The organism is Vibrio sp. SCSIO 43086, from assembly GCF_051132235.1.
Taxonomy (GTDB): Bacteria; Pseudomonadota; Gammaproteobacteria; order Enterobacterales; family Vibrionaceae; genus Vibrio; species Vibrio diabolicus.
The window spans coordinates 1,899,647-1,921,506 of the sequence record NZ_CP072677.1; the positions used below are offsets into that span (position 1 = coordinate 1,899,647).

32 protein-coding genes are annotated in these 21,860 nt (G+C 40.6%); all 32 read right to left on the minus strand.

What is annotated here, in order from left to right:
- Positions 1–256: 256 nt before the first annotated feature.
- A complete protein-coding gene (locus J8Z23_RS08745) occupies positions 257–622 on the minus strand; it encodes a T6SS amidase immunity protein Tai4 family protein (protein ID WP_301658715.1) in 366 nt (121 codons plus the stop codon).
- On the minus strand, positions 604–1,083 hold the full coding sequence (locus J8Z23_RS08750; RefSeq protein ID WP_301658714.1) for a type VI secretion system amidase effector protein Tae4: 480 nt from the start codon (positions 1,081–1,083) through the stop codon (positions 604–606). The genes J8Z23_RS08745 and J8Z23_RS08750 overlap by 19 nt, the downstream gene beginning before the upstream one ends.
- 269 nt (positions 1,084–1,352) lie before the next feature.
- Entirely contained in the window at positions 1,353–1,784 is a 432-nt protein-coding gene (locus J8Z23_RS08755; protein WP_256895158.1) for a hypothetical protein, read from the minus strand.
- Between the two features lie 156 nt (positions 1,785–1,940).
- Positions 1,941–2,426 carry a GFA family protein gene (locus J8Z23_RS08760; RefSeq protein WP_434633001.1) on the minus strand — a complete coding sequence of 162 codons (486 nt, stop codon included), beginning with the start codon at positions 2,424–2,426 and terminating at the stop codon, positions 1,941–1,943.
- Between the two features lie 2 nt (positions 2,427–2,428).
- A complete protein-coding gene (locus J8Z23_RS08765; protein WP_434633003.1) occupies positions 2,429–3,280 on the minus strand; it encodes an IS3 family transposase in 852 nt (283 codons plus the stop codon).
- A complete protein-coding gene (locus J8Z23_RS08770; RefSeq protein WP_004413754.1) occupies positions 3,277–3,585 on the minus strand; it encodes a transposase in 309 nt (102 codons plus the stop codon). Before J8Z23_RS08770 ends, J8Z23_RS08765 begins: the two co-directional genes overlap by 4 nt.
- 189 nt (positions 3,586–3,774) lie before the next feature.
- A complete protein-coding gene (locus tag J8Z23_RS08775) occupies positions 3,775–4,314 on the minus strand; it encodes a chloramphenicol phosphotransferase CPT family protein (protein ID WP_301658712.1) in 540 nt (179 codons plus the stop codon).
- 144 nt (positions 4,315–4,458) lie between these two features.
- On the minus strand, positions 4,459–5,166 hold the full coding sequence (locus tag J8Z23_RS08780; RefSeq protein ID WP_301658711.1) for a TOPRIM nucleotidyl transferase/hydrolase domain-containing protein: 708 nt from the start codon (positions 5,164–5,166) through the stop codon (positions 4,459–4,461).
- Between the two features lie 142 nt (positions 5,167–5,308).
- Positions 5,309–5,989, minus strand: a complete 681-nt coding sequence (locus tag J8Z23_RS08785) for a DUF2971 domain-containing protein (protein ID WP_301659081.1) — start codon at positions 5,987–5,989, stop codon at positions 5,309–5,311.
- 548 nt (positions 5,990–6,537) lie between these two features.
- The gene (locus J8Z23_RS08790; protein ID WP_025611528.1) at positions 6,538–6,915 is read right to left on the minus strand and encodes a hypothetical protein; all 378 of its coding nucleotides are present in this window, start codon (positions 6,913–6,915) and stop codon (positions 6,538–6,540) included.
- Between the two features lie 361 nt (positions 6,916–7,276).
- A complete protein-coding gene (locus tag J8Z23_RS08795; RefSeq protein WP_009696803.1) occupies positions 7,277–7,456 on the minus strand; it encodes a hypothetical protein in 180 nt (59 codons plus the stop codon).
- Between the two features lie 2 nt (positions 7,457–7,458).
- The gene (locus J8Z23_RS08800) at positions 7,459–7,929 is read right to left on the minus strand and encodes a hypothetical protein (RefSeq protein ID WP_301658710.1); all 471 of its coding nucleotides are present in this window, start codon (positions 7,927–7,929) and stop codon (positions 7,459–7,461) included.
- A gap of 292 nt (positions 7,930–8,221) precedes the next feature.
- Entirely contained in the window at positions 8,222–8,386 is a 165-nt protein-coding gene (locus tag J8Z23_RS08805; RefSeq protein ID WP_162836306.1) for a hypothetical protein, read from the minus strand.
- A 1-nt stretch (position 8,387) separates the two neighbouring features.
- The gene (locus J8Z23_RS08810) at positions 8,388–8,810 is read right to left on the minus strand and encodes a hypothetical protein (RefSeq protein ID WP_434633010.1); all 423 of its coding nucleotides are present in this window, start codon (positions 8,808–8,810) and stop codon (positions 8,388–8,390) included.
- 286 nt (positions 8,811–9,096) lie between these two features.
- Positions 9,097–9,399, minus strand: a complete 303-nt coding sequence (locus J8Z23_RS08815) for a hypothetical protein (protein ID WP_301660105.1) — start codon at positions 9,397–9,399, stop codon at positions 9,097–9,099.
- 160 nt (positions 9,400–9,559) lie between these two features.
- Entirely contained in the window at positions 9,560–9,865 is a 306-nt protein-coding gene (locus J8Z23_RS08820) for a hypothetical protein (protein ID WP_301660104.1), read from the minus strand.
- Positions 9,865–10,251 (minus strand): type II toxin-antitoxin system YafO family toxin, encoded by a 387-nt coding sequence (locus J8Z23_RS08825; RefSeq protein ID WP_301660103.1) that lies wholly within the window; start codon positions 10,249–10,251, stop codon positions 9,865–9,867. Before J8Z23_RS08825 ends, J8Z23_RS08820 begins: the two co-directional genes overlap by 1 nt.
- Positions 10,252–10,269: 18 nt before the next feature.
- Positions 10,270–10,413 (minus strand): hypothetical protein, encoded by a 144-nt coding sequence (locus J8Z23_RS08830; RefSeq protein ID WP_213901585.1) that lies wholly within the window; start codon positions 10,411–10,413, stop codon positions 10,270–10,272.
- A 643-nt stretch (positions 10,414–11,056) separates the two neighbouring features.
- A complete protein-coding gene (locus J8Z23_RS08835; protein ID WP_152815896.1) occupies positions 11,057–11,527 on the minus strand; it encodes a GNAT family N-acetyltransferase in 471 nt (156 codons plus the stop codon).
- A gap of 1,249 nt (positions 11,528–12,776) precedes the next feature.
- A complete protein-coding gene (locus J8Z23_RS08840) occupies positions 12,777–13,277 on the minus strand; it encodes a hypothetical protein (protein WP_020838873.1) in 501 nt (166 codons plus the stop codon).
- A gap of 134 nt (positions 13,278–13,411) precedes the next feature.
- Positions 13,412–13,723 (minus strand): antibiotic biosynthesis monooxygenase family protein, encoded by a 312-nt coding sequence (locus tag J8Z23_RS08845; RefSeq protein WP_301659071.1) that lies wholly within the window; start codon positions 13,721–13,723, stop codon positions 13,412–13,414.
- Between the two features lie 145 nt (positions 13,724–13,868).
- On the minus strand, positions 13,869–14,492 hold the full coding sequence (locus J8Z23_RS08850) for a hypothetical protein (RefSeq protein WP_301659072.1): 624 nt from the start codon (positions 14,490–14,492) through the stop codon (positions 13,869–13,871).
- Positions 14,493–14,632: 140 nt separating this feature from the next.
- Entirely contained in the window at positions 14,633–15,112 is a 480-nt protein-coding gene (locus tag J8Z23_RS08855) for a hypothetical protein (RefSeq protein WP_301659073.1), read from the minus strand.
- 144 nt (positions 15,113–15,256) lie between these two features.
- A complete protein-coding gene (locus J8Z23_RS08860; RefSeq protein ID WP_045618343.1) occupies positions 15,257–15,724 on the minus strand; it encodes an NUDIX domain-containing protein in 468 nt (155 codons plus the stop codon).
- A 136-nt stretch (positions 15,725–15,860) separates the two neighbouring features.
- Positions 15,861–16,484 (minus strand): DUF5710 domain-containing protein, encoded by a 624-nt coding sequence (locus tag J8Z23_RS08865; RefSeq protein ID WP_069534215.1) that lies wholly within the window; start codon positions 16,482–16,484, stop codon positions 15,861–15,863.
- 143 nt (positions 16,485–16,627) lie between these two features.
- On the minus strand, positions 16,628–17,125 hold the full coding sequence (locus tag J8Z23_RS08870; RefSeq protein WP_301659553.1) for a DNA topology modulation protein: 498 nt from the start codon (positions 17,123–17,125) through the stop codon (positions 16,628–16,630).
- Between the two features lie 168 nt (positions 17,126–17,293).
- Positions 17,294–18,208 carry a hypothetical protein gene (locus J8Z23_RS08875; RefSeq protein ID WP_140374039.1) on the minus strand — a complete coding sequence of 305 codons (915 nt, stop codon included), beginning with the start codon at positions 18,206–18,208 and terminating at the stop codon, positions 17,294–17,296.
- Between the two features lie 237 nt (positions 18,209–18,445).
- Positions 18,446–18,751: a hypothetical protein gene (locus J8Z23_RS08880; protein WP_025787418.1), complete on the minus strand. Its 306-nt coding sequence runs from the start codon at positions 18,749–18,751 to the stop codon at positions 18,446–18,448.
- Positions 18,752–18,900: 149 nt separating this feature from the next.
- A complete protein-coding gene (locus tag J8Z23_RS08885) occupies positions 18,901–19,257 on the minus strand; it encodes a hypothetical protein (RefSeq protein WP_434633022.1) in 357 nt (118 codons plus the stop codon).
- Between the two features lie 743 nt (positions 19,258–20,000).
- Positions 20,001–20,537 carry a hypothetical protein gene (locus tag J8Z23_RS08890; RefSeq protein WP_434633025.1) on the minus strand — a complete coding sequence of 179 codons (537 nt, stop codon included), beginning with the start codon at positions 20,535–20,537 and terminating at the stop codon, positions 20,001–20,003.
- A gap of 166 nt (positions 20,538–20,703) precedes the next feature.
- A complete protein-coding gene (locus J8Z23_RS08895) occupies positions 20,704–21,099 on the minus strand; it encodes a hypothetical protein (protein WP_140095693.1) in 396 nt (131 codons plus the stop codon).
- A gap of 206 nt (positions 21,100–21,305) precedes the next feature.
- Positions 21,306–21,815, minus strand: coding sequence for a GNAT family N-acetyltransferase (locus J8Z23_RS08900; RefSeq protein WP_434633029.1), 510 nt, complete (start codon positions 21,813–21,815; stop codon positions 21,306–21,308).
- Positions 21,816–21,860 lie beyond the last annotated feature (45 nt).

The following is a 21,860-nucleotide window of genomic DNA, read 5'->3' on the forward strand; positions in this document are numbered from 1 at the left end:
GCAACTTCATGAACTTTGGCATGCTTTACGGTTTAAGTGATTCAAGAATTTGAACCGAAAATGCTGATTTGCCGACACCGAAAAACGAATGGCCAAAGACAACGAAAGTGAAGAAACCTAAAAATTTTGCCCTGTCGCATAACGCCCTGTTAAGGTGTGAGCAACGCTATACTAAAGCCGCCGCATACCACCTTAAACACAAAACGCAACGCATAGTAAAAATGCCATGCGTTGCGAATCACTCTTAAACAGTTTGTTATAACTCTGATTTTGCCTTAGTCAATAGCTTATGAACGTCTTCTGAGTTCGCGAAGTCTAAACAATATGCCAATTCTATTGCACTACCACTTTTTGATTTATAAGAGTCAATATTCTCATTGCTCAATAATTCACTGAGCTCAAAAAATGCATCCAAAGGCAAATTAGAAAACTCTCTGTAGCCTTGCATTGCCGTTACCGCATCTTTGGCCACATCGGAGCCCTTGTAATAAGTCGCAATACAAGAAGAAAGCGCATATTTTTTAAACAACTGCTCATCACTTTGAGTGCTCAATGGACTTGCGCTTAATCCCACGCTAAAAGTTGCAACAAATATAGTGCTGACTACTCTTCTAGTTTCCATAAGTACGCCTTCTTTGCTTGTGGGAAGTAACAACTATCCGTACATCTTGAGCCAGTCCAAATACTTGCATGCCCTGATGCATCTAGCCAAGTATCCACATCAACGATCAATATACCTTTGTAGTCAGCCAACTTATTCGCGTTAGGATTTTCAATTACAACCTCAGGATCACCAAACTTTTGATGCAAGAAGCTGATCAAATCCCTGACTCTGTAGATATACCAATTTCCCTGTCCACCAGATACAGTTTTATTTTTAATGTAAGGAACCTTAAAACCAGCATAATTAAGTACATATGACATCCGAATTGCACATGCATTTTCAAAACGGCCCTGCTCTGGTGTTAGCACATTGATATTGTGATTCACTTTACCACCAATTATTGTACCAACATCCGATACATCTCGGTTAACCTTTGCAAAAGCCACTTTCATTTTTAGTAAGCTAGGACGTGCTGCCACTTAAAAACCGCCCCATCAATTGTTTGAACGAAAAGGTCTCACAAAATAAGCAACCATACTAACAACAAGTTAATTGTTCTTGAGGCTCTTCAAGATCAAAGGTGTAACAATGAAACTGACAAAAGAGTTATAACGCCGCATTAAGGTGTGAGCAACGCAGCCACTTAACCTAAACCATTGCACCGTAAACACGAAACCCTACCTTGAACTGAAAATGCCAAGCGTTGGGAATCACTCTTAAATGCTTTGTTATGTTTTTAAGAAATGACTTACGACAATCCAACTAATTTCTTAAAATCTTTAAGACTATTGCACACCAGTCCAATACCGAAATCACCATTGTCTGCATGGTAAACTTTCCCGCTGTGTACTCCCGACAGGGAAATTAAGTATAAAGAATCATACGATAAAGCAACTGGGCATAAATGTTGTGTCTCTACAAAACCTTTGCTTATCTCAAAGTGCACCACATAATCTTCCAAGAAACCGAGATATTGATGAATCTCGATAATTTCGCGACTACTGCATATCTTTTCAAGGGATTCCGGCTGAGTGATATTTCCATAGTAATTGACTGTAAGTTCAATTTCTAATTCGGATAATTCACTATCGGCATAAGCAGTAAAAAACTCTATAAGTTCATCAGAAAGCTGATTACCGTATAGGTGATGAATATCTAGAAGGCTACTTTCAAAATCCATAACTTCAACCTGGGGAAAAAACATAACGCCGCGTTAAGGGGTGAACAACGCTATACCACCCAACTTAAACCATTGTGCCATAAACACAAAAGCCAAACTTTGAACCAAAACTGCCAAGCGTTGAGAATCCCTCTTGAACGCCTTGTTATGCGTGCGTTACCCGCATATTTTTAACCAATCTTTCTTAGTTGGCATCGTATCAAACTGCGGTATACCGTCATTTATGAAACCAACATCCCAACTTGCGCGAGAACCGACATAAACATGAGCAGAAACTTTCGTCTCCACAGGCTCGGACAATAGACCTGCGGGCACCCAATATGAATCACCGCTTGAGCTAATATTTGGTACTGGGCAACCACACTGACAACAAAACTCAGATTTAAAACCTGAGCTTGTAGAGAACGACCTAATTTGATGTTCGCCGGAACGCCACTTAAAACTTGATGCTTTAACAATCAACGCTGAGTTTGATGAAGAACCCGATATCTTGCGACACAGAGAACAATGGCATTGATAGATGGGTGGTAATTCGCCTGACAACTCAAACGAAACCTCTCCACACAAACAGTTTCCTTTCAAATTTAATTCTTCCTTGTTAATTAGTACGTTGGTGTACCCCACAAAAAGTAGACAGTACATAACTACATACTTTCGTACTCAACCGGACTGACATGCCCTAACGCTGAGTGTCTTCTTCTACGATTGTAAAATACCTCGATGTATTCGAAGATGCCCATTCGGGCTTCTTCGAGAGTTTGGTAGTCTTCTGCGTATATCAGTTCGACTTTCAGTCGACTGTAGAACGACTCCATCACCGCATTATCCCAACAGTTACCCTGTCGACTCATGCTCGGTACACCTCCATGCTTGCGCATGAAGTCTTGATATTTATAGGCTCTGTATTGTACACCACGGTCCGAGTGGATAATGACGCCCTTAGGCGGCTTACGTGACTCAAACGCCATTTTTAACGCATTAGTGATGAGCTCGACGGTCATCGTTGTCCCTAACGACCAACCCACGATGCGCCTTGAATGCAGGTCCATCACTGTCGCCAAGAAGAGCCAACGGCTCTTCACCCAGATATACGTGATGTCAGTGACCCATTTCTGATTCGGTGTCTCAGATACAAAGTCTCGACGCAGTAAGTTGTCAGCAACATTCGTCATCGCTGCCACATCCTTGCTGTATTTAAACCCTTTGCCATTACGTGCCCTAATACCTTTTTCCTTCATGATATCAGCCACATAATTCACACAGCAGGCATAGCCTGCTTCGTTGAGCTCTTCGGCTATTCGCACTGAGCCGTAACGTGCCCGGTATTGAGCAAAGGTACACATGACGAGCTGTTCAAAGCGCTTTCGCCGCTCTGAACGCTCACTTGGCGTATGATGACACCACTTGTAATAACCACCCCGACTCACCTCTAACGCACGACACATTAAGCTAATGGAATACTCACCTACATAGCTTTCGATGAACTCGTACTTCACTCTTGCTGCTTCGCGAAGTACGCCGAGACCTTTTTTAGGAATTCCATTTCATCTTTGAGTCGTTTGTTCTCGCGCCTTAACGCTCGAAGCTCTTCGGACTCTTTCTTCGAATAATCAACACCATCTAAGGTGTTAAACTGTTTATCAGATAGGCGTGTGAACTGGCGCTTCCAGTTCCGGATCTGCTGGGCACTAATGCCCAGCTCCTTGGCAACGGAAACTGCTGTTCGGCCAGGAAGACTGGCCAAGCGGACTGCTTCTTTGCGGAACTCTTCGGTGTACGCTGGATTACGATGTTTAGCCATAAATCACCTCTCAATTAGACCCTAGATCTAACTTAGTAAAGTGTCTACTAAACGTGGGGTACTCGGACGTATAACGCCGCGTTAAGGGGCGCAGGCACGCAATACAAAAGTGACCGCATTACGCCTTAACCACTAAACCCAACGCAAATTGAAAATTCCACGCGTGCCAAGTCCCTCTTTAACGCTTTGTTATGCCTCTTGCACTACCAGAATACCAAGTTTCTGAGCTAATTCCCTTGCCGCCACTTTTGGCGAAACATTACTCGTATCTACCGTTACATCACAAGTCATATGGTTATGTACAAGTGGATACTCCCACTCTGCCAAACCAATTGCTCTATCACCACGAGCAATCTCGCGAGCCATACAAACCTCTAAGCTACATTGCACTTTCACACAAACAACTTTGAAATTTTCGAGAAGCTTAAAAAGTGCGTCTATTTCGTCTTTGTTTACCCAGGCATTGTCGATGACAACGTTACATCCCGACTCTAAGATTGCTCTGACACAACGATGATAGCCATCGACCAACTGCGCATAATCGTAACCGGCTCGGTCAATAGGTTTACCAACCATCATACATTTTAGGTCCGAAGGCGGTAATGAATAGAGAACGCTGTCTACACTAAAGTTCAAATACTGCGTTGCCAACAGTTCCTGTAACTCTTTTGCCAGACTCGTTTTTCCTGAGCTTCCAGTTCCATTAAGCAAGATTACATCTGGATACATAGTAATTCCTTTTACCATATTGAGGCATAACGCCTTGTTAAGGTGTGAGGCGCGCAGTACCGAAGCCTCTGCATGCAACCTTAACCACTAAAACTAACGCATATTAAAAATGCCACGCGTGCCGAATCACTCTTGAACAATTTGTTATATTTTTACTTTTACGGGAGTTTGAACCCTTATTTTTTTAATTAAATCAGCAAGTTTCTGATAAGTATCAGGGATAGGTTCACAAGCTACAGCCATGTTCTCTGCAATCTCAGGTTTAGGTAAAACATATGTTGCTACCCCTTGCGTTTTTAAAAAGTTCACAATCTGAGCATAAAAAGGTTTACTTGAATCAAACACACTAATGAAATCTTGTTTTAAAACCTTAGGATTATTCTTTAAAAATGTGGTTTCAAAACATGCATCAATAAAATCTCTACAATCAAAAGACTCTTCAAAAGATCCACCTTGCTGACCACTTGGTAACGTAACTGTTGGTAAACAAGGAACTTTAAATAGATGAATATTACTAGGTAGAGAATTCAATGGTGGAACTTTCGAAGGATCGTCGTCGTCATAAGTAAAAATCATAGGACGATCATGGCTTAACGTTTGAGCCATAATTCTAATAACATGCCTCAGATTACCAATACCATTATAATTAGCAATAACGACACCATACTCAGAGAAATCTATTCCTAGCCCCTCTTCTAACAGGATTCTAAAAGCAACTTCTTCGCTCTCTCCCTCTACAAACAAATAAATACACTGCTCTAAAGCTGATACTTTACTTGCCTCATCCCATGCTCTCTCTAAACATAACTGCTCGTATATTGCATCGTCTTCAATACACTCAAAATCGGACATTCTGCCTCCAAAAATATAACGCCCTGTTAAGGTGTGAGCAACGCAATACCTAAGCTGCCGCATACCACCTTAATCACTTAAACCAACGCATAGTAAAAATGCCACGCGTTGCGAATCACTCTTAAACAGTTTGTTAGCTAATCTATAGCGAGAACATTGGCAGTTTACGCATCTTTGATCTAACGACAGGCGCACTTACGCTGAACTTTTTAGTAACTGAGTCAACAAGTTGGAAAAACCATTCAGGAGCATCATGCGCAACACGCACCTCTTGTATCAGTGTATTCAAGTTCACTTTCACAGTAGTACCGCGATCACCTTCTGGACGAGTTGAAAGTAGCTTCGCTGAAGGCTTGTAAGCCATCAGGCGAACTTCATTCTCAAACGCATAAAAGTCTGACTTATGCATCAAAGGAGCTAGACCATGGTATTCCTTAAAAGGTTCATCATCATGCGAAATATAATGGACTGGTGAAAGAACAAGGTTGTATTCAGGTGGACTTAGCACAGCACTTTTCAAGTGCTCGACATCAGTGACCACACAAACTGAGTTTGTGGAACCACCATAGATTTTCCACATTGCCATACTTTCAGACTTGTTAGCATGCCAACAGCTAACATCAACCCAGTGACGATGCTGCTTAAATACCGTTTCATGCTCAACTTCATCATGCTTGAAAGATCCAAAAACTGTATTGTAAGTACGATTTTCATACTCATCTTCTAGCTTTCGTCTCTGAATTGTTCGCTCTTCTACTTCTTCAGGGGTTGGCTTACTTGCTGACGGCATACTGCAAACAATTTGACTGAGGAGATTAGCCATCCCATTACTTACCATTATGTAGCTTGGTGTTAAACCGCCCTCGAGTTGATCTTCAAAACACGATACTCGAGAAAGGAATAAGTTACTGGTATCGAGCATATCTACGTATTTTGCAAAGTCGATTTATCTTTGTAGCTCAGTGCTACTTTCTATTTTTCCAACAACTTCCACTGAAACTCCTTTGATTTGCTAACGCCCTGTTAAGGTGTGAGCAACGCAATACCAAAGCCGCCGCATACCACCTTAAACGATAAACGCAACGCATAGTAAAAATGCCACGCGTTGCGAATCTCTCTTAAACAGTTTGTTAGCTTTATTTTAGAGAAGGTCTCTTGAAAAATTGACCACATTATCTCCAAATACACTTATAGCATCGTTTCGTAGTGATTTAATGAGCAACCTCAGTTCAATCAGATCGTTACCGTAGTCTGATATTTCATCCTCATCGTCAGAGTTCTCACAAACATGTGCCCATTGCTTTTCCAATGACTCCAAACCTTCTAGGACTAATTTCATATCCGAAGATGCTAAATCTAAAGTTATCCGTCTCAAACTACTTTACCCTCTTTTTTAAACACCCTTGTTGCTTTCAAAGCCATCTCTTCCAGTAACCCCTTATACTTATCTAAAGGCATATTTGTGATAGGTGCGATACCGTAATGATGTGGCTTATCGTTTACAAGCTTTAGCCCCTGAGGAGGGCGCGTGTTGGGTGGAAACCTCCAAACCCAACCCGTCATATTAGATTGGTTAATCCCAGTCTTGTCAAACACACTGATCCCCTTTCCATTAGCAATAATTACCGTTATACCGTTTAACTGCATCGTGTCCACATCCCTAGCTCTCACATGCGATAGCTTGGGAGTTTCCTTATTACCTATCCTAAATAGTTCTTCGGGTAAGATGTAAAAATCTTTCGGAAACATAATTAACTCCAGATGAAACAAAACCTGAACATTAATTACGAACTAACAAGTGACCTAATTGTCGATATTAAATATACGATGGAGTTAAAACTCGTGTGTAATAGCCATGAAAAGCTAACGCTCTGTTAAGGTGTGAGCAACGCAATACCGAAGCTCCCGCATACCACCTTAACCACTAAAACCAACGCATAGTAAAAATGCCACGCGTTGCGAATCACTCTTAAACAGTTTGTTATATGCAAATTTTTAGACTGGTAATTTGCATCGGTTCGCAGCTCGATAGATTGCTATTGCTAGTTGGGAAGTCATTTTATTTGGGTCCATTTCCTTCACTTTTCTTTCCTTTGATTTTTTAATCTGATCACTCTGTTTCTTGGTCATCTTTGCTCTCACATTCAGAACTAACATCATCCATTTTACCACCTGAAGCCAATGCCTCTGGCTCTACTTGATCACCTATGCTCTCAAGAAACCGTTCGCTAGCTTTTTGTTTGAGCGAACGTTTCTTAAGTTGTATTACATTATTTTTATCTTCATTCATGATCACAACCTCATATATAAGTAATCGCCCTTAACAACATATGTTAAACCAAAAGATTGATAGTACTTCTTAACATCATCATTTATTGGTTTCATTACCCGCACTTCTGTTGCACCCAGCAATTCTGCATATGTAATCATAGTAAAAAGTGTAGCGGGGAATACTCTTGCGCCAGATATATCTGGATTTGCCTCAATAAAATCTAACCTCATTGAGCTCCCATAATATGTTGGTCGACCTAATGATAAACTAAGAAGTTCACCTTTTGACCAAATTGCGAGTTCAAATCGTTTTGGGTATCTAAACTTAAAAGCTGCGTAACCCTCAATCCAATCCCAGTCAACTTTACGCTTTGTAGAGTTAGACCACCATCCAGCTAACTTTAGTGACTTTCCATCAATGCTCTTCAGCTCAATGTCTTTATATTCATTAGTTTTATTAAGTTTGATCTGAGCAGCTTTTATCGTATTCATTCTAACTTGCGAGTAACGCTACTCAGCATCTAGGTGTGTGGATTTCATAACGCCTCCTTTATTGGAAACATTTTTAAATCCCGCGTATTACTAAAACAAACGATTATTAAATCATTGAGAGGCATACCCCACTGATAAAATTGATATTTTCACCTTTTGCATATAACGCCGCATTAAGGTGTGAGCAACGCTACCACGAAACCTAACCATACCACCGTAAACACAAAACCCAACGATGGAATGAAAAATGCCAAGCGTTGGGAATCACTCTTAAATGCTTTGTTATGTTTGCCTATTGGCTAAGCTTGGCGATCAAAGAGTCTAGTACCATAAGATCATTTGCTTTTTCCATATACTCATCACTGTCTTCGTCCAATTGGGATAACAGAGCATGCTCTCTTTCTAGTTTTTCTTTTAAGCACAGCTTGATATAACGGAGCTCTTTTTCATTGAACATTTCAACCTACCTGTGAGTTTGGAGAATTAATAAAACATGGTCTGGCACTAGATTCTAACTGCTGTAATTTTGTCAAATATAAACTAAGAGGCATATCTTGAAGCGGACGAATTGTGAAATGATGCTTCCCTTTACTTCCACCTTCGTCCAACGAAACATGCAAACCATTTGGCATTTTAGTATGTTGTGGAATCTTCCACCACAACGTACCAAAATGAGGGTTTCGATAATTGAAGAGAGACAGCCCTCCGGATTTACAATCAACGAACTCAATTCCGTTTTTATTGTATATTTTTAAATCCCATACAGCCTCCATATCTCGTGGAGGAGTCGTTCGAATGTAATCAAACTTTGCCTTAATTTTGCGCCCGAGCCTGAACAAGTCAAAAGGTAAAGAAATATAGAATTTGATGGGCGTATGCATTTCTGTGTCCCTAGTTAGCGAATATGCAACAAGGGTAATTTCAGTGTGATATTCATCATAACGCCCGTTGTAGGCTTCTGGAGCTCAGTCAAAATCTCTAATTATCATATAACATTGAATTACATTAGCTTTTCGATGCCGCCGGCAAACATAACGCTCTGTTAAGGGGTGAGCAACGCTATGCCGAAGCCACCGCACACCACCTTAATCACCAAAACCAACGCATAGTGAAAATGCCACGCGTTGCGAATCCCTCTTGAACAGTTTGTTAGAGCGCAACTCACAGTTAACCATCAAACCTAACATTTAATTCATCGATAACTGTATTATCTTGAATGAGTTGAACTTGAATTTTGCTCACATCAGGTAAGTTTTGAAATGGTCCCGAAGGGTCATATGACTTGTAATATAGACGAACTCGGCTACCATCAGATTCAACTTTCTGAACGTCCATTCTCATATAATTGAATTCACCACTAACTTGCCAATATAGTTCCTTGAATGTGTTAACAAGAGTATCTGTATCTAAGTCTAACTCTGCTTTTCGAACTAAAGACTTAACGAACTCATATGTTTCTGTAGCTTCCATTTCTTACTTTCTCCTGCGCTCTAACGCCGCATTAAGGTGTGAGCAACGCTACCACGAAACTTAACCAGACCACCATAAACACAAAACCCAACGATGGAATGAAAAATGCCATGCGTTGGGAATCACTCTTAAATGCTTTGTTATTTGAATTTATTATGGGCTACTCTACTTCGATGAAATCATCATCATCAAACTTACCGCCATGTTGTTTCCTGTATTTTTCAAACTCTATATCTGTTTCTAAGTCACCAGTAGGCCAACCAGCATCTAGTTGTGCCAGCATGTCAGATACTGGCGACCAGCCGACAACATCAGAAGTCGTTTTATTCAACCAACATTTACCATCCCAGTATAAGTAGTCATACGAGCCAAAACCACTAAGATGTCTTAATGCAACTAAGTAGACACCAATTTCGCTAGGCTCTGTACCCTCAAACCATGTAGCTTTGATCTTAACTTTACTCATTATTTCTGATTCCTAAATGCTTCCGCCTTATCAATTAACCAACTCATATACTCGGACCTTCTCGCCTGCGCATGAGCACCATCCACCAAGAAATCGATTATAAAGTAAGTATTGATGCTTGTAGCACCCTCAGTATAAATTAAGACACTATCACTTGTATTACTATGGCCAAGTTTTAGCGTTTTAACTTTATCTAGTATATGAATATGCATTAACCCAGCATCTTCTGCTGCAGGAGCTGGTCTATGATATGGGACTTCTTTACCAAAATATGATACCCGATGACCTTGCTTGTGACGCTTAAAGTCATGAATTAATAAATCTAGGTCTTTGTTAAGTTTTCTTTCCTCACTGAGAGCCCTAGTTACGTATACTTTGACGTCCATGTTTAAACCGTTCCTCTTTTATTTGACTTCTACAAATTCAGTGGAACTTTCACTTTGCCTATTTTTAGCACGCTCAAAGCTTCTTTTTACTCTATTTATTGCAACATAATGAGGGGTGAAACCTTCCTGTTTTTTCGCCTTAGGCATTGATTTTTCTTTCATTTTTACTCCATTAAAGTTAAATATCTAAATCTAAATTCCAATAACGCCCTGCTAAGGGGTGAGCAACGCAATACCGATGCCGCTGCATACCACCTTAATCACTAAAATCAACGCATAGTAAAAATGCCACGCGTTGCGAATCCCTCTTGAGCAGTTTGTTAGTCGCGAGGCACCGAGCGACAATTTTAAGCCGAACCAAACTTTGCGAACAACAAACTTTATGTGCTTTGATGCATTTAAGTCAGGCGTAGTCTCAAAGCGGCTACTCAATGAAACCACTTGGAACAAACAACGCCGCAGAAAACGGGCTAAAAACACCAAAAATCACTTTTGGACAGACAAATTCACAGAGCTAACTTGCAACAAGTAAATCGGTTTCTGAAACAGAAAACCCAAGCACGATTTTCACAAACCCAGATGGCTAGAAATTGAAATACGAAAAACCAGCCAAAAACACACGGGCATTAGCCCTAAACATTCTGCTTTAAGTACGTTTTTCCTCGTTGGCAACTAACGCCTTGTTAAGGTGTGAGGCACGCAATACCGAAGCTTCCGCATACCACCTTAACCACTAAAACCAACGCATAGTAAAAATACCACGCGTGCCGAATCACTCTTGAACAATTTGTTATGTAGCCGACTTTCAGGGTAGTGCTTTCTGTCCAATTTGGATTTTGGGCGCAATACCAGCTTTGCGATACAAAGCTAGAGCAGATTCATTGAAAGAATATACTTCTAACCACAGCTCTTCTCCGCCGTTAGAAATAGCCCTTTCCTCAAATGCCTCTATTAGCGCCCGTCCAACACCCTGACTCCTAAAGCATGAATCCACAACAATCTGTTCAACGCTTGCGATCTTTCGCTGTTTGAGTGTCCAAGACTTACGAACCCATAGCTCACCAAAAACAAAACCTACTAACTGCCCATTACTTTCGGCTACCAGAAAAATCGAGCTTTCACTTTTGATTATCTTGTGTAGGTCTATTTTTTGTTCAATTTCTTCCGGTGATAAAAAGTCATCAGGTAAATTTGCTTGATGATACTCATTAAGCTGAAACTGTAGTTTCTTGATAACACTGATATCTTCAATGCGAGCTTGCCGAATATTTAACATATATAAATCCTTTTAACTTACCGTCCTCTCGCGGCTACATAACGCCCAATTAAGTAGTGAGCAACGCATTACAAAAGCTACCGCATTGCGCCGTAAACACCCAAAACCACCGCAAACCAAAACTGCCACGCGTTGCGAATCTGCTTGAATTGTTTGTTATGCGATTTTTCGACAACGCCAAGTTGGCCAACGAAAACATTACCTTAAACACGAAAAACTACAAACGTGCGAATAACTTTTTGTGATTCAAGAACCGACGAATTCAACATTTCGTAAAAAGGCCGCCACAGGCGCGGAACGCAGCTTTAACGCGAAGATTTGGCTTTTACTTACACGAAACTCAACGAGCCGGAATTTCAGCAAGCACCGGCTTTCCGTAAACTTGCCTTTTCCACACTTTGCGACCGAAAAAAGTCCCTCGCCCAAATGCGATTTTTAATGAGGCAAGTTCACGAACTTTGACATGTTTTACGGTTTGAATAATTCAAGAATTTGAGCCGAAAATACTGATTTGCCGAAACAGAGAAATGAATGGTTAAAGACAACGAAAATTAACGAGACCTTAAAATTTAGCCTTGTCGCATAACGCCTTGCTAAGGTGTGAGTAACGCAATACAAAAGCTACCGCACAGCGCCTTAATCACCATAAGCCACCGCATAGTAAAAATGCCACGCGTTACGAATCACTCTTAAGCAATTTGTTAGTACATGCGCTACTTCTATTTATGAGCTCCAAGATATTGAAAACTGAGATAATATGAAAGGCTTTGAACACTGAAGTGAGACGGGCAACTACAAAACTTTACCGCCATTGAGAGACGAAAGTTGGCTAGAAGAAAAACGCACTTAACTCCCCTGCTTTCACTGACTGCAAATTAGAAAAAGATTCGGTCCTCGCACTTTGATGGCAACACCCAACGAACGACAAGATTAACTTAGGAAATACAACGAAAACGAAGAAGCAACAAAGAAATAGGCTAAGAGTTAGAGATCGTAAACGGTGAAATCAACGCAAACACTCCCCATATAGTGCCACCGGAAAGAACGTGAAAGGCACATTTGACCAGGTGTAAAGACAAGCGCCAAAACAGATAAACACCAAAACTTATGACCTTTGATGTCAAACCCGTACTAACGCCCTGTTAAGGTGTGAGCAACGCAATACCGATGCTTCCGCAAACCACCTTAACCACTAAACACAACGCATAGTAAAAATGCCACGCGTTGCGAATCACTCTTAAACAGTTTGTTAAATTCGTTCTAACGTATACATGCCCAACTTTCTAATTTCATGGAGTAGAGGCTTTACAGACTCTCGACACTCAAAGTAAAGAGAACATGTATCGTCATAACCTTGTACGAAAACAGCCCGATATTCTGGAATTACGAGCTGCAAAGCATCAGCATCCGTAACTGAAAACCTAGATAAACGGCGGACAAACAAAGAACTGTTTCTTGGCTCCTTAAATATCAACCGACTAACAGATCTATATTTGTACTGGTAACACGAAACGTCCTCCGCTAGAAGACGATGAAACAAATGCCAACGCAGGTCGATATCGGCTTGTTGGTCTAACGAACGATTAGTAAAATATTGCTCAAACTCTTCTCGTGTTAACCAATGATCGAACACAGTGATTGCAACACATTGCCAATCTTCAATGCTCTCGTTCGTTTTATTGTCTAGAGCGGAATAAAGTGATTTGAGGCTACCCTGCACCCCTTTTGATACATTTCGAAATGCTCTCATAAACCCTCAAGAATTTAACGCCCAATTAAGGGGTGAACAACGCCTCCACCCAACCTAAAACATTGTGCCATAAACACTAAGTTTGAAGTAGAAACAAAAATGCCAAGCGTTGTGAATCCCTCTTAAATTGCTTGTTATAACCACATGTTCTCACGGACTTCATAGTGGCTAACATGACGATCTGGATTCAATTTGTACTTTTCATCCTCTGGATACAATTTGGCGACACTGATGTCTTCACCGGAAAATGCTTTGATACATTCAAGATCTTCCCAATAGGTCAACAACGTGATTTCAGCAAGTTCGCCTAAATCTCGATTTAAAATCTGAGCACCGAGGAAACCCTGTGTACTAGATGTATTTTTGATTCCTGTCTCATACAGGTATGCAATAAACCCTTCTTCATACTCTTTAGGGCAAGTAGCTTTCCATTCCCTTGCTATCATAAATACTCCATTTTATGCCGTGGTTATAACGCCGCATTAAGGTGTGAGCAACGCCAACACGAAACTTGACCAGACCACCGTAAACACTAGACCCAACGGTGGAATGAAAAATGCCATGCGTTGGGAATCACTCTTAAATGCTTTGTTAGGCATTTGCGTGCGCCATCAGTAGAACATTATCTATTTGTCTTGGACTTAAATCCAACTGCCATTGGGATAAAGCATGCCTCTGCAATGAAGAGCACTTCTGAACAAGTTTGTTGTACTCTTTATCTCCAGTCTTGGACGCTTTCGCTCGCCCGGTGATATGGGAAAAGTAAGAAATCGCTTTGACAGCCCTTGCATCATAGATATAAAACAAGTGAGGTAAATGAAAGTGCAAATATTTTGAAGCTAATGATCTCTTATCCAAACCACTGATATCTTTGAAAAGTTGAGTGACCTTCTCATGAACTTCGAGAACCTTATATAGAGAATCGTCGTCAATACGTGTAAATTGCTTTAGTTCGCATAACCACTCATCAATGTCTGACGCAACTATCTTAGGAGCTACAACATCAATATAGAAGTCTTCATTTGCGTACTCGGTCTTGTCCTTTCTCCGTTCGATAGCTGCAGCATATGACCTTCCAATAAGCCACACTTTTGCAATTACTTTAGCCGGTTCTTTATGTTCAAAAGCACTTTGGCAAAGATCGTATAAAACTTTATTTCCATAATCCCAGTAATTAGAGTCTAGCGACTGCTTTGCTAGTTGTTCGAATTCCAAACTTGCCTCCTGATGCCTAACGCCCTGTTAAGGTGTGAGCAACGCAATACCGAAGCTCCCGCATACCACCTTAAACACAAAACGCAACGCATAGCAAAAATGCCAAGCGTTGCGAATCACTCTTAAACAGTTTGTTAGCATTACGGTATCTCATAATTAAAGTCTTCACGTTCGACGTGTTGAGGTAAAAGACTTGAGTTGACACCGAACACACCATCTTTGAAGTCGGTACAGTCATTATTTACGATTACTTTGTCTCGATTTAAGACGATTAACCCTGCAAAATCTGTTTTGTTCCACTGACCGTCACCAATTCTCTCTGCGTTACACAGAACGTCGTAAACAATGTAACTGTAATTACCATTTTGGAACCTTAACCGACTTATCGCGCCGCCTGAACACCCACGAATGCTGAATACAGGAGAGCTTAAGCTAAGTTCAATTTTATCTTCATTCCCATATAAATATTTAACAGCTGCGTTAGGAGTCAGGCAAGCCGAAACATTTTTATTATCAATCTCACAAGAGAAGACGACTTTATCTTCAGCATCACACAAAGTACTTCCAAATACAGGGAAGCAAATTGCTAATAAACCTGTTAAACATAATATCGATTTCACTGAACTCTCCCCGTTATGCTAACGCCTTGTTAAGGTGTGAGGCACGCAATACCAAAGCTTCTGCATACCACCTTAACCACTGAACCTAACGCATAGTAAAAATGCCACGCGTGCCGAATCACTCTTGAACAATTTGTTAGCTTTCTAGCCAACGAAGTACGCTGAATCATTTTCTGCAAACAAACAATCCAACGGGTAAGGCAGCTCAAGCCTTGGCATATTTCCTTTTGAAAACCATTTAAGGCATACCGTTTCATCATCAAGTGCGGATTGAGAACAACTTTCTACTACACATTTGAACATGATAACTGTGTATTCAACTTGATCACCATTTGGGTATGTAAAACCAAAACCCTCACCGCCGAATACACCAAGTAGGCGATCTACTTTTACAGCCAAACCTGTTTCCTCGCGAACTTCCCTAATCAATGCTTGCACTGGCGACTCTTGAGGTTCAATCATTCCGGCTGGAAGGCTCCATGTGCCATCTGATTTTTGCTGAAGTAGTAGCTCTTTGTTTTCATTTAAAATGACACCCGCAACGCCGGGGATAAGAAGTGGCATTGTTCCAATCTTAGAACGAACCTCTTTGATATAGTCACTTGAGCTCAATTTTCCTCCTTGAAAGCTAACGCCCAATTAAGGGGTGAGCAACGCCTCCACCCAACCTAAGGCATTGTACCGTAACCACTAAAATTGAAGTAGAAGCAAAAATGCTAAGCGTTGGGAATCCCTCTTAAATTGTTTGTTAGGGCTGAAACTCTTTCACTTGCCCATTTTCCAATATATGCTCAATAACCCCATATGATTCAGATGCTGAGATTTTTACAAATCCACTTTCTTTCAGCCTAGTAATAGAAATATCGGCTGACATTTCTGCACTGATAGGGAAAAAAGCGCCCTCCGGTTCAGAATGCATAAAAAAGTCACCTAGTGGAGCTTTGCAATGTTGACAATGATTCATGTAGTAAAATGAATCGGTCGTTGCGGAATAATCCAAGTAATAACTTTTGAAGTGTAGATCCAAGTATACTCTCAGCCTCTCTGGGAGAAAGCTGACGTATAAATACTTGGTTAAGCCTTCAGAGCGCTCATCACTTTCAATGTCGATTGTGCCATGACTAGCAAAGGTAATGACTTCAGATGGTTTGTCGCACTTCCAGCAAAGCTCTGTCGATTGAAGCAGATAAAATGGAGAGATAGCTTTTTGCGATGCATGTTCATCATAAATCGGTAGCCAATTTTCAAATGGTCCCGTATCTAAACCTTTTGGAACAAACCACTTCTTTCTCTCTGAGTGCCAACGAGCGCCCAAAGACTTTACTTTCTCTTTATCCTCAAATGGAACTTCTAAATATGTTATTTCATCCATAAAAAGCTACCTATTTCGATAAGCCCTAACGCCCTGTTAAGGTGTGAGCAACGCAATACCGATGCCGCCGCATACCACCTTAAACACCAAACGCTACGCATAGTAAAAATGCCACGCGTTGCGAATCACTCTTGAACAGTTTGTTAACTGGATTTGCAAAGGCGGAGCGCTTGCTCTCCCGATTTTGCGATAATTACACGCTTATTTCTTGTAAGCGTCTTGAGTTTGTCCATTATTAGGGGTTTCGACTTTTTGGGATAGTCCCATAAAAATTTGATGAACTCGATATCAAACCTTTCACCGCAACCTTCAGCTAGATCTGGACGCTTACTACTTAATAATGTTCTCTTTAGTGCTCGATAGATACAAGTGTATCGGTTTACATCTAAGAATATTACTGTGTCACAAGCTTCAAATCTTATATCAAGGGTGCTCTGATAATTACCATCGATAATCCAACACTCGCTTTCACAAAGGCCTTTTTGAATTTTGATCCAGTCATCTTTTGGAATCTTAACCCAATTTGGTTTCCAATGTAGCTGATCGAGATGATGAACAGGCAAGTTCAACTCTTTACCTAATAGTGCCGAAAATGTGGATTTACCCGAACCGCCGGAACCAATGACCGCAATTCTTTTCATCGGACTTACCTCGTCATCAATCCAGTTAACGCCCGCTTAAGTGGTGAGCAACGCAATACCAATGTTTCCGCATACCACCTAAATCACTAAAATGAACGCATGGTAAAAATGCCACGCGTTGCGAACCCGTCTTAAAGCGTTTGTTAGCTGTATTTCACTCACAGACTATCAATCTAGGATTTCACGCAAGAATATAAGCTTTGGTATGCGACTACCTTTGTTATCAGCCCCCCAAACAACTGTAATGTGACCATTAATTGAGAGCTTATTCTTGAGATCCATCGGTTTAATTGTAGGGTCAAGTTGTAACTTAACACGCCGTTTGTGCAACGAAGGAGCTACAACTGCCCAACCCCGTTTTGCCGAGTCCAAGTCAATAGCACGAATTTCAAGTTTAACGTCATGAAAATCTTCGACAACGTCTTCGGATACTTCTGATTTAGATTTATATTCAGGCAATGCACGAACCGAAGCATTAGAAATTTGAATATTCGGATCTTCGTTGAACGTAATGGTAGCGTTAGGGTCAAGCTTGGCGGGCTTTACTACATTTAATGAGTTTTCAGCGAGTTTATCCTTGTCCTTGATTGCAGAAATAACGATATTCGTAAATTCCTCTGCCGTCATGTCAACCATTCCAGCACCAATTTGAATAATAGTATTATTGTTTGCTTCCACAGTAGCTTTAGCTTCTTTATCTGAAGGTGCAGATGACTTACCTAAGTAGTAAGCACCGCCAGCAAGAATCATTGCCACTAGCACAGCTGACAAGAAATTGGGGTTATTATTCATGATTTTCTCGATGCCTAGTTTTTGCCTTGTGTTATCGATGCATTCATCAAATCTTTGCTGATTTCCGAAAATCAGTTTTACGACTAAGTCTTCCCAAATGCTGTCTGACCGAAGTTCTTTAATAAAAACTTCAATATCAATTACTTTAGCATCAGGGAAAAGAGCCTCAAGTACTTCTGGAGCTTGTTTTACCAAACTTTCAAAAGCAATAAGCGAACGTGCGATTTCACCGACAGGTACGTATTCTTTATTGGAGTAATAAATACGCTGACTAACTTCTTGGTATTGCATATATTTTCTTAAGCATAATATCGACTGCCAATATAGTACATCGTTTCATATGCTAAGTCGTTGACTTACTTCACTATACAGCTAACGCCCTGTTAAGGGGTGAGCAACGCAATACAAAAGTATCCGCATACCACCATAACCACCAAACTCAACGCATAATAAAAATGCCACGCGTTGCGAATCCCTCTTAAACAGTTTGTTATGTTTGTACCATCAACGTTCAAAAGTAGAAAGATATCATTGCCCATTTTTTCGGATATACTTATCAATATATTCACTCTTTGCTTTATGGTATTCTTTCATTAGCTTATCGCTGACAGGGCGCTGTTTCTCATAATAATGCTTTCCTGATGAACTACGTGCCGAATCAGAAAGTTCGTGAATTACTTCCTCTCCAAGTTTTAAATAACGAGAAACTTCATCATCCTTTAATAAAAAAGTAGCTGTTTCCTCTCCAATGCCATAATCACATCTTGAATTTAGGATATAACTTTCCCCATCACTATATAAAAGCCAGTTATTATGTGTAGCCACAACTTTCATACTCTTAATTTCCCTATTATATATCATATTGTATTTTCGCTGTTACCAACATTGGCAAACATAACGCCGCATTAAGGTGTGAGCGACGCTTGGCTATACTTGAGCGAAGCGAAAACGCCAAGCGTTGCGAATCACTCTTAAATGCTTTGTTATGAGTTTTGCTGCCAGTCTTGCTCGTTCTTTATTCGTGGATCTACTTGGATATCTGGAAGATCATCAAAGTTAAAGCCATTTAATTCAGAACCACAATGCTTACAAACACTAGCCTCTCGCTTTACTAATTCAGAGCACTTTAAGCATTTTTTGTAGTGCCCACTACTAAGGGCTTTCTCTTCTAATACCTTCTCATTTGGCGAGACAATAAGTGCAATAATCCCACCTAGAATTGGAGATAGGAAGATAGAAATTAGAAAGAAAACTAAGCCAGACCTCCCCTTTCTGCCACTTGCGTATAAAGCAACTAGTATTGAGAAAATCACCCAAAAAACAGTATTGTAATGAACCATGTATAATAACCAAAAATCAGAGTTTGACTATTATAGCTGAGCTTCATATAAAACCAAACTCATAACGCCCAATTAAGGTGTGAGGCACGCAATATGGTGCTTCCGCATACCACCTTAACCACTAAAACCAACGCATAGTAAAAATGCCACGCGTGCCGAATCACTCTTAAATTGTTTGTTAGTACGCTGCTCCAAAACCTTTTGGTTTGCACCAACACATTGAAATATAGCACGAAACTTGTGGCTTAAAACGCTGAAGCTAAAGGGGCAACTACCAAACTAGAACTCAGCCTCAAAGCGCAAGTTAGCTAGAAGAAAAACACGCCAAACTACCCTATTTTGACCAGATTCAAATTAGCAAAGGATTCGGTCACCGAACTTTGACAACCGCACCAAAGAACCGAATTTAAGGCAAAAACCACCACACAAGAGAAACCGTGCCCACGAAATAGCCCAAAAGTTAGAAGCCGTAAACGGTGAAGTAAAAGCGGAAACTCCGCATATAGTGCCACCGGAAAGAACGTGAAAGGCACATTTGATCCGGTAAAAAGCTAGACAACGGAACTGATAAACACCGAAATTTTTACCGTTGATGCCAATCCCGTACTAACGCCCTGTTAAGGTGTGAGCAACGCAATACCGATGCCTCCGCACTCCACCTTATACACTAAACGCAACGCATAGCAAAAATGCCAAGCGTTGCGAATCACTCTTAAACAGATTGTTATGTTACGGTCTGATTTTTATGCTAATTTTTGGATTAAGCGATCTGAAATACTCTTCGATACACCTAACCATTCCATTGCTTCAGCCTTAGTAAGATCAATTCCACTCACATGCACAATTTCATTTCTCAAACGATACATTTTTAGAATTAGATCGGCTAAACCACTATCAATCTTCTCTGAACTTTGTAATTGCCGAACAATCTTGGTAATTGGCTGACGCTTACCGTCAGATCCCTTAGTGATAAGGATATTCTCTATATTTTGCCAAGATTGTAAAAATGCCCATTCTGGTGCTGTCTGCACTAATTCTAAATCACTAGCACTAAAAGACGAGCTAGGATAAGCAATGGTGATTCCTAATTCTATTGCATCACCTTTGACTTCATCGATAGCTTCAACCAGATCAATTTCTATATCGCCATACTTTGCTTTTTTTACTCGTTGTAATAGCTTGGCAACATCATTTTTGAAGTACAACAATGCTCCTGCGACGACTATTGGCCAAGCCAAATGTCCCACAAGATCAACAACTAACTTTAAATACTCGATCATTTACCTTTCCACTTGAGTAACATAACGCTCTGTTAAGGGGTGAGCAATGCAATACCAACGCTACCGCATACCACCTTAAACGCAAAACGCAACGCATAGCAAAAATGCCACGCGTTGCGAATCACTCTTAAACAGTTTGTTAGCAATATTCTTACAGCTTATGACCTTAGCTAGCAGGATCTACTGGGCAGTTTGGCGTAACTTCGTAATGAGAAGAATCTGTTTTCCATGCAGAGCCTGTCAGCAAGTCTGTCGGGATTGAGATAATACCAAAGTCGATTAGAACATTAAGGAACAAACTTTTACCCCATTGAAAACTATAGTCTGTAGTAACTGACGTCTGTTCACATCCAGGTTTCTGAGCAACTACAGTGTGAGCATCACCGCGCGGCACTGTAATACTCGCGTGATCCTTTCCATAGTATTTACCGTCAACAAATAACTTAGTCCCCTCTTCACGAGAGCTAAATGAGATTTGCTCATTAGAACCGTTGGTAATCGTAGAACAACCTGACACAAATAAAGAGCCCATAAGTAAAGAGCAAATTGTTAGTTTTTTCATTTTTGACTTATTGAATAAAAAGGGCGGAAATTATATTTACCACCCAAATCCATTCAATTTAAATCATCTATTGTTACGATTAATATTGCTAACGCCCAATTAAGGTGTGAGGCACGCAATACCGATGCTTCCGCATACCACCTTAACCACTAAAACTAACGCATACCCAAAATGCCACGCGTGCCGAATCACTCTTAAATTGTTTGTTATAAAGCGGACTCTACGTTAAACGCCTTTTCTAACCACACTGAGCTTATGTACTGCCCATGTTTCTTCGCATATTCATTGAAAACTCCGACTTCTCTGAAACCAAACCGTTTATGTAATGCAACTGATGCATCGTTTGGTAATGCAACACCCGACAATACACGATGGACACCATAGGCACGAATTGATGAGAACAACTGAGTATATAGTTTAGAACCTAAACCTTTCCCCTTTGCTTCTTGTGCCAGATAAACGGTCACTTCTGCGGTGTCGTCAAAAGCTGAAATTGCTCTGTACTGTTGGGAACATGCAAAACCTAGCAACACGCCGTTTTCTGTGGCTACATATAGTTGATATTTGGTAGTGCTAGCAAACTGAGAAAACCATTTCTGACGATTTTCCAGAGTAAATGGAACTTCCTCAAAGCGTGCATTAGTGTGCTCAATATAAAAATTAAAGATGTCGGTGATACCAGCAACATCTTCAAGTTTTCCTGTTCGAATTTCCACGAAATTTCCTTTTTCTTCGAGCTTTTGGTGTACCCCACAAAAAGT